This is a genomic window from Altererythrobacter sp. KTW20L (genome assembly GCF_023501975.1).
GTDB lineage: Bacteria > Pseudomonadota > Alphaproteobacteria > Sphingomonadales > Sphingomonadaceae > Alteraurantiacibacter.
Genome location: NZ_JAMFLH010000009.1, coordinates 88596 through 100978 on the forward strand (window position 1 = coordinate 88596; position 12383 = coordinate 100978).

Consider the following 12383-nt stretch of genomic DNA (forward strand, 5'->3'; position numbering starts at 1 on the left):
TTCTGGAGTGCCCCTATGGCGCGCGTTACAGTCGAAGATTGCGTCGACAAGATCCCCAACCGTTTCGACCTCGTCCTGCTCGCTGCCCAGCGTGCGCGAGAGATTTCGGGCGGCGCGGAACTCACCATCGATCGCGACCGCGACAAGAACCCCGTCGTGGCCCTGCGCGAAATTGCCGACGAGACCGTGCGCCCGAAGGAACTGAAGGAATCGCTGGTGCAGTCGATGCAGAACTTCCTGCCCGATGAGGAAGACGAGGCAGACGAGATCGGTTCGCTCAGCCAGTCGGCCGAAGCCATGCGCCTGTCGGCTGCCGCCCCCGCCCGCACATCATCGCTGGGCAGCGACTACGACGGCTAAGCCGCAGCTTCACGCGAAGCCGCATGAAAAAAGGGCCGCTCCTGAACAAGGAGCGGCCCTTTTTCGTTGGGCGACAGTAGCGAGCGACCGCTAGGCTCCCGCCGGAGCCTCGCCGCCGCCGAAGCGCTTGCCGGCCTTGGGAATGGCGGAACCGCGCACCGGCTGCACGTTGGACGGGCCCTTGGGAACGTCCGGACGGTCGATCTTGCCGCTTTCGAGCAACTGGTCGATCTCCTCGCCATTCAGCGTTTCGTATTCGAGCAGCGCCTGGGCCAGCAGGTGGAGCTTGTCCTCCTGCGTCTTGAGGATATCGGTCGCCCGCGCATGGGCACCATCGACCAGGCTGCGGATTTCGGCATCGATCAGCTTGTTGGTCTCGGGCGAATTCATCGTCCGCTGGCTGCCGCCATAGCCGAGATAGCCTTCCTGCGTTTCCTCGTACTGCAGCGGCCCCAGCTTGTCGGACATGCCCCAGCGGGTGACCATGTTGCGCGCCAGGCTGGTGGCATACTGGATGTCGGACGAAGCGCCGGACGAGACCTTGTCATAGCCGAAGATGATTTCCTCGGCCACGCGCCCGCCCATCGAAACCGACAGGTTGGCGTGCATCTTGTCGCGGTGGTAGCTGTAGTTATCCCGCTCGGGCAGGCGCATCACCATGCCCAGCGCGCGGCCACGCGGAATGATCGTGGCCTTGTGGATCGGGTCCGATGCCGGCTCGTTCACCGAAACCAGCGCGTGGCCGGCCTCGTGATAGGCGGTCATCTTCTTCTCGTCGTCGGTCATGACCATGGATCGGCGTTCCGCGCCCATCATGACCTTGTCCTTGGCGTCCTCGAATTCCTGCATGGCGACCAGCCGCTTGTTGCGGCGGGCAGCCAGCAGGGCAGCCTCGTTGACCAGGTTGGCGAGGTCCGCGCCCGAGAAGCCCGGCGTACCGCGGGCGATCACGCGCGGGTTCACATCGGGCGCCAGCGGCACCTTCTTCATGTGCACGGCAAGGATCTTCTCGCGTCCGTCGATGTCGGGGATCGGCACGACCACCTGGCGATCGAACCGGCCCGGGCGCAGCAGCGCGGGGTCGAGCACGTCGGGCCGGTTGGTGGCGGCGATGATGATGATGCCTTCGTTCGCCTCGAAGCCGTCCATTTCGACCAGGAGCTGGTTCAATGTCTGTTCGCGCTCGTCGTTCGAATTGCCGAGGCCATGGCCGCGATGGCGACCCACTGCGTCGATTTCGTCGATGAAGACGATGCACGGCGCGTTCTTCTTGGCCTGTTCGAACATGTCGCGCACGCGGCTCGCGCCCACGCCAACGAACATCTCGACAAAGTCGGAACCCGAAATGGTGAAGAACGGCACCCGCGCCTCACCCGCAATGGCGCGGGCCAGCAGGGTCTTGCCGGTGCCGGGCGATCCGACCAGCAGGGCGCCCTTGGGGATCTGGCCGCCCAGCTTGGAAAAGCGCTGCGGATCGCGCAGGAATTCGACGATTTCCTCCAGCTCCTCGCGCGCCTCGTCAATGCCGGCCACGTCGTTGAAAGTCACGCGGCCCTGCTTCTCGGTCAACAGCTTGGCTTTCGACTTGCCGAAGCCCATGGCGCCCGAACCACCGCCCTTCTGCACCTGGCGCAGTGCGAAGAACGCCACACCCAGGATCAGCAGGAAGGGCAGGGTGTTGATCAGGATCGCCCAGAACACGTTCATCTGTTCGGGCTGCGCGCCGGAATACTGAACGCCGTTCTCTTCGAGCAGCGTGGTCAGCGACGGATCGCTGCTGACCGGCACCGTGGTAAAGGCCTCGGCATTCTTCATCGTGCCGACGATGCGGTTGGGCGAAATCTCGACCTGTGCCACGCTGCCTTCGGCAACCTTGGCACGGAAATCGGAATAGGAAATCTGCGTTCCGGGGGTCTGGCCCGAATTGCTGAACAGGGAAACAACAAGCAGCAGGGCTACAAAAATGCCGCCCCAGACCATCAGGCTTTTCATCCACGGATTGGCATTGTTCTCGGGTTCGCGATTGTCGCTCATGTTCAGGAGATTCCTTTCAGGCGTCCAATGTAGGATTTGCCCGGTGAATGGCAAGATAACGGAGAGACAGATTCCTGCTGCCCGAATTTCCTACTGGCGGGCGCGGGCGAGGATCAACCGGTCCGAAAGGTCCGCCCCCTGCTGCCCGGTGATCTGGAACAAGGCCTCGAACTCTTCCTCGCCTGCGCTGTCTGCCAACTCGTCTGGCAGATCGACAGCCGACACGATCGCACCGATGCCGCGCAGGCCGGTGACCCTTTCGCTCGCCACCACGGTGACCAGTCCGCCGCCCGGTGCGCGCAGTCGGGTGACATAGGCAAAATCGCGGTAGAAGGCAGGCGAGGCAAGCCGCCTCGCCTCGTCGCTCGCCCAGCGCTGACCGGTCTCGCGGTCGATGATCTCGTCATAGCTGTCGCCGATGCGGAATCCGCTGCCTTCAAAGGCAATCTGTTCGAGCAGGCCCATGCCTGACAACAGCCCGAGATAGACCACATCGTGACTGGTCAGCATGGTGGAGGTCAGTTCCGATGCGGGAATTACCTGCACCTGTTTGCCGCCGCTCGCCAGCAGTGGAGCGATCCGTTCGATCGCAAAGGCCGTCTGGAACGGCAGATAGTTGAGGCCGACATCCTCGGCCATGCCGAAACGCGCTGGATCGGCCTCCTGCAGGCGTAGCAGGTCTTCCGCCGAATTGACCCGGAAATCGCGGATCAGTCGGCCTTCCTCGGGCCTGACCGGATCGATCTCGCCGAACAGGTAGTAATCGCCCAACACCAGCAGCACCGGCCGGTCCGATGCCACCAGCGGATCCCAGATGGTGTTGGAAGGGGTGCCTGGCCCACGGTTGAACCCCCAGCCGCCAAGGAATGCTGCGAGCAGCGCCAGGGCGGCAAGGACGGCCCAGGATCGGGGAACGGCGCGTCCCACCCCAACGTCCGGCGCGGCGAGGGCTGGCTCATCGGAACCCGCCAGTTGCAGGGCATAGATGCCCGAGGGAATCTCCAGCACCGGTGCGCCGGCGGCAGGCGGATGGTCGCGGTAATGGTCTTCCAGCTTCTTGCGCAGGCGGTGGACATAGACCCGCACCGTCGCATCGTCGGCATCGGGTTCGGCCTGGTGGAAAACGGCGGCGGCGATCTCGCCCTGGGTTGCAGAGGGCGCATCTGGGCCACGCTCGGCCAGGTAGTCGAACAATTCGCGCAACCGCCCGCTGCGGCCCGGAGCACCAGTTTCGCGCAGTCGCTCGACCTCTGCGCGGAAGGCATCCTGGGCAACGTTACTGGTCAGGCGAGCGTCCAAAGTGTGATCCTGCTGGCAATGTAACGTCCTTGTAACGGGCCGATTACCGTAATTTACGTAGCTTCACGCGCGAGGGTGAACCATCTGGCTCGCACGTCAACCATCAAGGTCCGTTACATCTTGTCCAAGCCCGGTTCTGTCAAGTTTGCCCAGTCTTTCCGCGCCGCTTTCATGGCTGGCTCGGCTGCCCTCGCCTGCGCTACCGTTGCCCACCCCGCTGTAGCGCAGGACGAGGTGCAGGAACAGGAGCGCGAGGACATCGGCGTGGTGCGGGATACGGCCAGCGGCGATATCATCTATGTCTATGGCCGCGGCGAACGGCGCATCGGTGAGGCTGGCGCGGCCAGCGAAGGCGGCGTAGCGGGTGCCGATCTGGAAGTCCGTCCGCTGCTGCGACCCGGCGAAATCCTTGAGGCCACGCCCGGCCTGATGGCAACCCAGCATTCGGGCGGTGGCAAGGCCAACCAGTTTTTCCTGCGCGGCTACAACCTCGACCACGGCACCGACTATGCCGTCTATGTCGATGACATGCCGCTCAATTTCCGCACCCACGGACACGGCCAGGGCTACCTTGATGTGAACGGGCTGATCCCCGAGAGTGTCGAACGAGTCGATTACCGCAAGGGGCCTTACCGGGCCGATACCGGCGATTTCAGCTTTGTCGGCGCCAGTTTTATCACCACGCGTGACCGGATCGATCCGTTTGCCACGGCAGAAGTCGGCTCGTTCGGTTATCGCCGCTTGGTAGCCGGTGGATCGCTGAGCCTGGGCACCGGCGACCTGCTGGCGATCGGTCAGGTGAAACTGAACGACGGGCCGTGGGAATTGCCCGAGGATTTCGAAGGCTATTCGGGCCTGCTCAAGTACTCCACTCCGCTTGGTGACGGCGATTTCCAGGTCTCGCTTAACCTGTTCGATGCAAGCTGGAACCCGACCGAGCAAATCCCCGAGCGCCTGATCGGCACGCCGCTGTGCGAGGATGCGTTCTGCTCGCTCGATGGCACGCAGAACGGCTTTACCGAACGCCAGATCCTGACCGCCAACTATCAGTCCGACAACTGGCGGATCACAGGCTACGTCCAGCATTACAACTGGGAGCTGCTATCGAACTTCACATTCTTCCTCGACGATCCGGTCAATGGCGACCAGTTGCGCCAGTACAGCGACCTGTGGACCTATGGCGGGCGGATCGAGCACACCGCCGAACTGACTGACAACCTGTCGCTGCGTGTCGGGGCGGAAGGCCGCTATGACGACATCGCCCGCGTCGGCCTCGACGAGACGATCGACGGGGTGAAGGAATTCACCGTCGGCGCCTTCTCGGCAGACGAGACTTCGCTCGGCACCTATGCCGAAGTGATCTGGCAGCCGGTCGATCGGCTGATGCTGATCGGCGGGGTGCGCAACGACTGGTATGGCTTCAAGACCCGCGCACTCGACGGGGCCGATGCCTGGGACGGCAATGTCTCCGACGATGCCCTGGGCCTGAAGATCGGCGCGAACTACGAAGTGGCCGACGGGATCGCGCTCTATGCCAACTATGGCGAAGGTTTCCATTCCAACGATGCCCGCGGTGTCACCAATCCAGACAGCCCGGCCCCCGGCCTGGTCGAAGGCGATTTCCAGGAAGTGGGCCTGCGGTTCGAGCGCGGCGGGCTGATCTTTACCGGCGTTTACTGGTGGAGCTCCATCGACAGCGAGCTCATCTATGTCGGCGATGCTGGCGCGGTGGAGCCCAACGATCCCAGCAAGCGCCGCGGCTATGAGTTGACTGCCTTCTGGAAGCCCAACAACTGGCTGGCGGTCGATGCCGTGTGGACCGGATCGCGGGCCCGCATCGTCGGCCTGCCCGATGGCGAGAACTTCCTGCCCGGCGCGCTGGACAGTGCGGGCGAGCTGGGCCTGTCGGCGATCTTCCGCGAGTTCAACGCGGCGGCGCGGCTGCGCTATCTCGGCCCGGCATCGCTGATCGAGGACAATTCGGAACGGTCCGATCCCACCGTCCTGCTCAACCTGCGCGCCGCCTGGACGCCGCGCAACCTGGGCGGGTTCGAGTTCCATGCCGAACTGCTCAACGCGCTCGACAGCAAGGACCGCGACATCACCTATTTCTACGAGACCCGCTTCCCCGGCGAACCGGCAGAAGGCGTGGCGGGCATCAACAGCCGCATCGTGGAGCCACGCCAGGTGCGGGTGGGAGTGACCAAGAGGTTCTGACGAGCTTGCGGGCAGGTGGTGCTGATCGCGTGGCACCACCCGCTGATGGGAAGGCCCGGCTGCCATTGCATGGCGCAGCCGGGCCTTTCTTTTTCGCCTTAGGCATAGATAGACCTGCGCTGAGGAAGCATGTCAATCGACCTTGACATCGCAGCGAATCGTGTCTAGTTACCTTGACATAGTTTCAATGGAGCTTGACAAATGACTGCCCCATTCCCGCGCCAAATCCCGCAGTATATGCGGCGCTACTACCGTCGGCTTGGCGGATTCATGGCAGCCTATGCCGCCGTCCTGATCGGCGGCCTTTACATAGCAATGGCAGGCATTCCCTTGCCTGTTCGGGTGTTCCTCGCTTTCCTTAATGCAGCGATGATCCTGGGCGTGTTCTGGGCGATCTTCCGGCTGCTTGCCGAATGCGATGACGAGTACCAGCGGCTGCTGCTGGTAAAACAGACACTGCTGGCGACCGCCCTCACCCTGGCGATAACCACCTGTTGGCAGTACCTCGTAGTCTACGAGGTACTAACCGAGGGACCGGCATGGGTTGGCGTCATATGGCTGGCGGCATTCGGCATCGCCGCACCCATCGTGAGATGGCGCTCATGAACAACCGCCTCCGCGTCCTGCGCGCCGAGCGGCAGTGGAGCCAGCAGGACTTGGCCGACCGGCTGGGCGTCAGCCGGCAGAGCGTCAATGCTATCGAGACGGGGAAGTACGATCCCTCCCTCCCGCTCGCCTTCCGCATTGCCGACCTGTTCGCCATGCCGATCGAGGACATCTTCCTGCGCGATTCCGCCTGATCGGCACACGAACGCTCGGGGGGCGTACAGGGAACCTTGACGCAGTCCACCCATTCCGGCGAAACGATCTGCGGCATTCGCTACCGCCGCCGCGGGCACCCCGGCTGGAGAACGACCAAGATGATCCTTCTCACCCGCACCGTCGAAAAGCCCTGGGGCCGCGCCGAGTTGCCCGCGCCGTTCACCGGCACGGCCAGTACCGAGGGGGGTGAGCGCATCGGTGAGATCTGGTTCGAGCCGCCGCCGGAACTGCCCCAGCTGCTGGTGAAATATATCTTCACCAGCGAGAAGCTGTCGGTCCAGGTCCATCCGTCGGACGCGCAAACGCAGGCTGACGGACTGGGCCGCCAGGGCAAGGAAGAATGCTGGCTGGTGATCGATGCCCAGCCGGGCGCGCGGCTGGGTGTGGGCTTTGCCGAAGCGATAGACGGCGACGCCATGCGCAGTGCCTCGCTCGACGGGTCGATCGAACAGCTACTGGCTTGGCACGAGGTGGCGCCGGGAGATTTCTTCTATATCCCGGCAGGCACGGTCCACGCCATCGGCGGCGGCGTTTCGATCATCGAGATCCAGCAGAACTCCGACATCACCTATCGCCTCTACGACTATGGCCGCCCGCGCGAACTGCACCTTGATGCAGGCATCGCCGTGGCCCGCGGCCAGCCGCACGATCCGGCGCTGCGCCGCCACCTTGCCGACAGCGGCAATGTGACGCTGGTCGATGGTCCGCATTTCGTGCTCGACCGCGTGGAAGGCCCGCTGAAAGAGGAAGCCGCCGCACGTTATCCCGGCGCCTTGCTGGTGATTCCCCTGGCAGGCGATGTGGTGGTGGCAGGCGAGCCCGCCAAGCCGGGGCAGTGCGCCCTGGCGGCCAGCCTGGCAGAAGTGCAGATAGATGCAGCAGGCCAGTGCCTGCTGGCGGCGCCCGGTCAGGCGCCCGGTCAGGCAGCAGCCAGAACCGGATAACAGCTTTCCGCCGTCAGGGTGTCGGGGAAGACCGGCACCAGCCCGCCCAGCACCGAATTGAAGGACGTGGTAATCGCCACCCTGTTCGAGGCCGGGAACCCGCCGCAGGTCACATTGGCCTGGGCCACCACGTCTGAGGAGGCAATGGTGATACCGAAGCCGGCAGCCCGCGCCACGGCATAGCTTTGCTGCGTGGCGGACGTGGCGCAGTCATCGCTGACCGAAGCACAGCGCGAGGTCGAATAGGCCACGGTTTCCAGCGTCTGCTGGACCCACATCAGGCGGCTGCCTTCGATCGTACCGAACAGGAAGGTGAAGAAGATCGGGGCAAGTATGGCAAATTCGACAATTGTCGCGCCGGACCGATCCTGCATCAGGGCCTTCAAAAGGGCCTTCATCTGGCTGCGCCGAGCGCTCATTGCAGCCGCACCGTGGCGCGCTGGGCTACGGCGACCCCGTCGAGAACCGAGTGCGGAATAATCATCGCATTGAACGGCCGGGAAGCATCGATCGTGAAGTAGTAGCCGGCGGTCGAACCGGCGGTCATGCCGGTGCCGGTGCAACTGGCCCCGCACGCGGCCGAAGCATAGGTGCCATCGGTCTTGAGGCAGGAACAGGTGCGGTTGAGATTGGTGCAGCTGGCCGCCACCCCGTTGCAGCTCAGTCCGACGGTGGCGGACTGGTCGCCGCTCAGGCTGCGGACATAGCCGGGCATGTCGGTGAAGTTGACGTTGTCGGCATCGTTGAACGCCGCCACGGCGGCCGCGCCCACCGCCGTGTTCAGCTTGCTGCGCTGCATGTAATAGCCGCCGAAATCAATGGCGATCATGATCACGAAAAAGAACGACGTGGTCCACAGCGCGAATTCCACCGCCGCAACGCCGCGCTGGTCTTGGCGCAAGGAATGGAAGAAACGGCTGATCATGATGGTTAACTAGCCGATAATCCTTATCGAAGCGTTTCCGCCCCCGCCGCCAATCGAATTATCCATCATGTTGCAGGCCGTGCCCGCTGCCGCCCCGCCGTTCACGCGGATGGTATCGGCAATCAGCGTCATGCAGCGCCCGTTGGGATCGGTGGTGTTTCCGCCCGCCATTTTCACCTGGGCATTGGGAAAGTGGATCGTTCCCGAGAAGGAGTTGACCGAGCCGCCCGTCCAGTTGGCATCGTCGCTGCTCTGGCTGGAGGCGAGCAGTTCGGAAATCTGGGCGCCTGTAGTGCTGTAGGTCGCGGCGTAGAGCCTGGTCCTGGCGCCACCCGCCAGCTTGATGACCCCGCCAAGGATGAAGGTCACATCGACGCCGACCATGTCGTAGCCCGAACCGCTGACGCCTTCGACCACGTCACCATAAGTCTGGCCGGTCAGCGACGAGGTGTAGGGCCAGGTTGTGCCGCCGGTCCCGTTCTCGAAATCACCGGCAATGGTATAGCGCCCGCGCCCGAACAGGACCGATCCCTTGGGCTTGAGGTCGCCGTTGATGTAATGGTTGGCCGTCTGGCCGAACACCAGCCGGGTGCCGCCTGCCGTATCGATCGAGCCGTTGGCCGAGAAGGTGCCATCGCCCATGAAGAAGCGGGCCGAGCCCATCATCTTGATCGCGTTGTTGCCGTTGCCCGGGCCGATCACCACGTTGCCGTTGCCGAGCGCCAGTTCGCTGTCGCCGCTCATGTTGACGCCGGAAGTCGCCTGGAACCGGCCCGCGCCAAGGCGCACCTTGCCTCCGCCGCCCACACCGACAGCGCCGAACAGGTGATCGCCTGCACCCATGACTGTGGTGGAGCCGCCCCAGAAGTCGGTCGCCCCGGCGATGAACACATCGCCGTTGCCCTTTGAATTGGTGCCTTCGAACTTGGCCGATCCGCCGATCCACAGACCACCGTCACCGATGGTGACGCCGCTCGATCCGCTGGCGAAATTGCCCGTTACGGTGATGTCGCTGTTGCCGAAGTTGACCGTCGAACCTCCGCCGATCGAGACATTGCCCGCCACGTTGATGGTCGAGCCATCGGCAAAGCTGACATTCATCCCGCCGGCAATGGTCAGGTTGCCGATATTGTAGGTGCCTGCGGGAAATACGAAGTGGGCCTTGTTCGATTGCTGGAAGGCCGAAATTGCCGAGGTCGGGTTGTTGTTGCGGACATTCCAGTTGGTGCCAGATGCCAGGCTGGGCTGGGCGATAGTCACCGGTGCCTGGTAGTCGCCGATCTGGTCATAGGCTGCCAGCAGGGCCGCGTTGGTCGCCCACGGATCGACCAGAGTGGTCGGCTGGTTGACGCGGTCTGCCGCGGGCGGAACATTCGTGTTCCATGCCGGTGCCGAGAATATCCCGGCATAGCGCAGGGTGTTGGCATCCAGGGTGCCATAATTGACCGTCACGTCGGCGCTGCCCGAAATGATGTCGGCCCCGCGGATCAGCTGCCCCTTGTTCTCGATCGTGCCCACGGCCGCGATCGAACAGGTCGGCGCGTTGATCGAAGCGCCGCCGGTGACCGAAATCGCAGCCGATCCGCCATCGAGCGCGAGAAAGCAGGGGGCGGCGAAATCAGGCGTGGAATTGAGGCTGGCGTAGGATTCCACGCTGACGCCGAACGTGCCGGAGAAGCCCAGAACCGATGCCAGCGAAAAGGGCAGCTCGGAATCGATCGTGACCCGCACCGCCTGGTTTCCGGCAGTCGGATAGTCGGCCACGAGGCTCGCGGCCACGGTGGAATCGGCCAACCCGTTGGCCAGGACGATATCCTGCGCTGTCGGGTTGAGGATGCCGGCGCTTTGTGACTGGACGAAGGCCATCGCCGTGCCCAGCGCGGCCATGTCCGCCGCGCGCTGGCTGATGACCCGCTGCTGGTATCCCCGGTTCAGGTCGAAAGCGAGCCCGCCTGCGCCGATCAGGACCGGCAGAGCCAGCGTGGCAAGCGTAGTGACGCCCGCTGTCAAGTCGCGCATCAGCGCGCGGAACAGTGCAATCGGGAGGGTCTTGATGCGCATGGACCGCATCATAGGCGCAATGAAGTAAACTCCCGGCTCCCCATCATGGTTAACCGGGGGTTACGGCAGGCTCAGTATCCGGACCGTCCCGTTCGATCCAATCGGGACTGTCCCCTGATACCCGTCAGACCACACCGAAAGCCAGCATCGCGTCGGCCACCTTCTTGAACCCGGCGATATTCGCGCCCTTCACATAGTCCACATAGCCGCCTCCCTGGTCGCCATAGGTGATGCAGCGATCGTGGATGCCGTCCATGATGTCGTGCAGCATGGCCTGGAGTTCATCCTCCTTCCACGCCCGGCGTTCGGAGTTCTGGCTCATCTCCAGGCCCGACACCGCCACGCCGCCGGCATTGGCCGCCTTGCCCGGGGCGAACATGATCTTGGCGTCCTTGAACACGTGGACCGCCTCAAGGTCGCTCGGCATGTTGGCCCCTTCGGACACCGCCGTGCAGCCGTTCTCGACCAGCGCCCTGGCATCGGGCCCGAGCAGTTCGTTCTGCGTGGCACAGGGCAGCGCCAAGTCGCACGGCACGTTCCACGGGGTGGCATCGGGATGGAAGGTGGCCCCGGTGAAGTGATCGGCGTATTCGCTGATCCGCCCGCGGCGGTGGGTCTTGTGGGTCTTCACCCAGTCGATCTTCTCCTGGGTCAGGCCATCGGGATCGTGGATGAAGCCCCCACTGTCCGACAGGGTCAGCACCTTGCCGCCCAGCTGGACGATCTTTTCCGCCGCGTGCGTGGCCACGTTGCCCGAGCCCGAAATCACCGCCGTCTTGCCATCGAGGCTTTCGCCCCGGTGCTTGAGCATGTTCTCGAGGAAATAGACCGCGCCATAGCCCGTCGCCTCGGTGCGGATCAGGCTGCCGCCCCATTCCAGCCCCTTGCCGGTCAGCACGCCGGTGAATTCGCCGGTGATGCGCTTGTACTGGCCGAACATGAATCCGATCTCGCGCCCGCCCACGCCGATATCGCCGGCCGGAACGTCAACGTCCGCACCGATGTGGCGGTAGAGTTCGGTCATGAACGACTGGCAGAAGCGCATGATCTCGCGCACGCTCTTGCCCTTGGGATTGAAATTGGACCCGCCCTTGCCGCCGCCCATCGGCAGGCCGGTCAGCGCGTTCTTGAAGGTCTGCTCGAAAGCCAGGAACTTGAGCACGCTTTCGTTGACCGAGGGGTGGAAGCGGATACCGCCCTTGTAGGGGCCGATGGCGTTGTTGTTCTGCACCCGCCAGCCACGCTGGACACGGATGTTGCCGGCATCGTCTTCCCAGCAGACGCGGAACGATACCACCCGGTCAGGTTCTGCGATGCGGCGCAGGATCTGTTCGGAGTGGTAATCCTCCTTGTCCTCGATGAAATCGAAGATGTCCTCGGCCACTTCCTGCACCGCCTGGACGAATTCGGGCTGGTGCGGATTGCGCTTCTTGACGCCTTCCATGAATGTCGGAAAGTCGACGTGATCGGTAACGGCCATGATATTTCCCCCAAGGCTGTGGCCGGAGGTGCAGGGCCGACCATTCCGCCCGCCGCGACTCGACCGCTATTTGCCGCGCGCATCAGAACACTTCGCGTGGGCGAAATAAAGCGCGGCTTTGCCCTTGCCTTGATTGGCCCCATGCCGCAGGCTTAAGGCCGGTCGGGGATTTGGGGGGAGACCGGACATTCCACGCAGCGCTGCACGCAGGTTCCTGTCCCTCGGCCTCACCGCCGGCTGG

11 protein-coding genes are annotated in these 12383 nt (G+C 63.7%); 5 read left to right on the forward strand and 6 right to left on the reverse strand.

Features of this window, described 5'->3' with window-relative positions; translation table 11 throughout:
- The first annotated feature begins 15 nt into the window (after window positions 1-15).
- Window positions 16-360: a DNA-directed RNA polymerase subunit omega gene (rpoZ, locus tag M3P36_RS10550; RefSeq protein WP_249703216.1), complete on the forward strand. Its 345-nt coding sequence runs from the start codon at window positions 16-18 to the stop codon at window positions 358-360.
- Window positions 361-450: 90 nt separating this feature from the next.
- On the opposite strand, the gene ftsH is transcribed toward rpoZ, so the two are convergent.
- Window positions 451-2394 carry an ATP-dependent zinc metalloprotease FtsH gene (gene ftsH / locus M3P36_RS10555; RefSeq protein WP_249703217.1) on the reverse strand — a complete coding sequence of 648 codons (1944 nt, stop codon included), beginning with the start codon at window positions 2392-2394 and terminating at the stop codon, window positions 451-453.
- 90 nt (window positions 2395-2484) lie between these two features.
- The gene (locus tag M3P36_RS10560; RefSeq protein ID WP_249703218.1) at window positions 2485-3693 is read right to left on the reverse strand and encodes a helix-turn-helix domain-containing protein; all 1209 of its coding nucleotides are present in this window, start codon (window positions 3691-3693) and stop codon (window positions 2485-2487) included.
- Between the two features lie 171 nt (window positions 3694-3864).
- Between M3P36_RS10560 and M3P36_RS10565 the strand changes: the two genes are divergently transcribed.
- The 4 genes from M3P36_RS10565 (at window position 3865) to M3P36_RS10580 (ending at window position 7676) form a co-directional block, all read left to right on the forward strand.
- A complete protein-coding gene (locus tag M3P36_RS10565) occupies window positions 3865-5910 on the forward strand; it encodes a TonB-dependent receptor (protein WP_249703219.1) in 2046 nt (681 codons plus the stop codon).
- Window positions 5911-6111: 201 nt separating this feature from the next.
- A complete protein-coding gene (locus M3P36_RS10570) occupies window positions 6112-6516 on the forward strand; it encodes a hypothetical protein (RefSeq protein ID WP_249703220.1) in 405 nt (134 codons plus the stop codon).
- Entirely contained in the window at window positions 6513-6710 is a 198-nt protein-coding gene (locus tag M3P36_RS10575; RefSeq protein ID WP_249703221.1) for a helix-turn-helix transcriptional regulator, read from the forward strand. Before M3P36_RS10570 ends, M3P36_RS10575 begins: the two co-directional genes overlap by 4 nt.
- A gap of 120 nt (window positions 6711-6830) precedes the next feature.
- Entirely contained in the window at window positions 6831-7676 is an 846-nt protein-coding gene (locus M3P36_RS10580) for a class I mannose-6-phosphate isomerase (protein ID WP_249703333.1), read from the forward strand.
- Here M3P36_RS10580 and M3P36_RS10585 read toward each other — a convergent pair.
- The 4 genes from M3P36_RS10585 to gdhA all read right to left on the reverse strand — a co-directional run bounded on the left by M3P36_RS10585 (window position 7652) and on the right by gdhA (window position 12142).
- Complete coding sequence (locus M3P36_RS10585) at window positions 7652-8095, reverse strand: TadE/TadG family type IV pilus assembly protein (protein WP_249703222.1); 444 nt, start codon at window positions 8093-8095, stop codon at window positions 7652-7654. The two genes, M3P36_RS10580 and M3P36_RS10585, sit on opposite strands and share 25 nt — an antisense overlap.
- Window positions 8092-8601, reverse strand: a complete 510-nt coding sequence (locus M3P36_RS10590; protein ID WP_249703223.1) for a TadE/TadG family type IV pilus assembly protein — start codon at window positions 8599-8601, stop codon at window positions 8092-8094. Before M3P36_RS10590 ends, M3P36_RS10585 begins: the two co-directional genes overlap by 4 nt.
- A gap of 9 nt (window positions 8602-8610) precedes the next feature.
- Window positions 8611-10662 carry a Tad domain-containing protein gene (locus M3P36_RS10595; RefSeq protein ID WP_249703224.1) on the reverse strand — a complete coding sequence of 684 codons (2052 nt, stop codon included), beginning with the start codon at window positions 10660-10662 and terminating at the stop codon, window positions 8611-8613.
- Window positions 10663-10786: 124 nt separating this feature from the next.
- Window positions 10787-12142: an NADP-specific glutamate dehydrogenase gene (gdhA, locus tag M3P36_RS10600; RefSeq protein WP_249703225.1), complete on the reverse strand. Its 1356-nt coding sequence runs from the start codon at window positions 12140-12142 to the stop codon at window positions 10787-10789.
- Window positions 12143-12383 lie beyond the last annotated feature (241 nt).

Bases quoted from the DNA above. Each gene is read 5' to 3' on its own strand.
- M3P36_RS10570 (WP_249703220.1), top strand. From the start codon at position 6,112: ATGACTGCCCCATTCCCGCGCCAAATCCCGCAGTATATGCGGCGCTAC.
- M3P36_RS10575 (WP_249703221.1), top strand. From the start codon at position 6,513: ATGAACAACCGCCTCCGCGTCCTGCGCGCCGAGCGGCAGTGGAGCCAG.
- M3P36_RS10595 (WP_249703224.1), bottom strand. From the start codon at position 10,662: ATGCGCATCAAGACCCTCCCGATTGCACTGTTCCGCGCGCTGATGCGC.
- gdhA (WP_249703225.1), bottom strand. From the start codon at position 12,142: ATGGCCGTTACCGATCACGTCGACTTTCCGACATTCATGGAAGGCGTC.
- M3P36_RS10580 (WP_249703333.1), top strand. From the start codon at position 6,831: ATGATCCTTCTCACCCGCACCGTCGAAAAGCCCTGGGGCCGCGCCGAG.
- rpoZ (WP_249703216.1), top strand. From the start codon at position 16: ATGGCGCGCGTTACAGTCGAAGATTGCGTCGACAAGATCCCCAACCGT.
- M3P36_RS10585 (WP_249703222.1), bottom strand. From the start codon at position 8,095: ATGAGCGCTCGGCGCAGCCAGATGAAGGCCCTTTTGAAGGCCCTGATG.
- ftsH (WP_249703217.1), bottom strand. From the start codon at position 2,394: ATGAGCGACAATCGCGAACCCGAGAACAATGCCAATCCGTGGATGAAA.
- M3P36_RS10590 (WP_249703223.1), bottom strand. From the start codon at position 8,601: ATGATCAGCCGTTTCTTCCATTCCTTGCGCCAAGACCAGCGCGGCGTT.
- M3P36_RS10565 (WP_249703219.1), top strand. From the start codon at position 3,865: ATGGCTGGCTCGGCTGCCCTCGCCTGCGCTACCGTTGCCCACCCCGCT.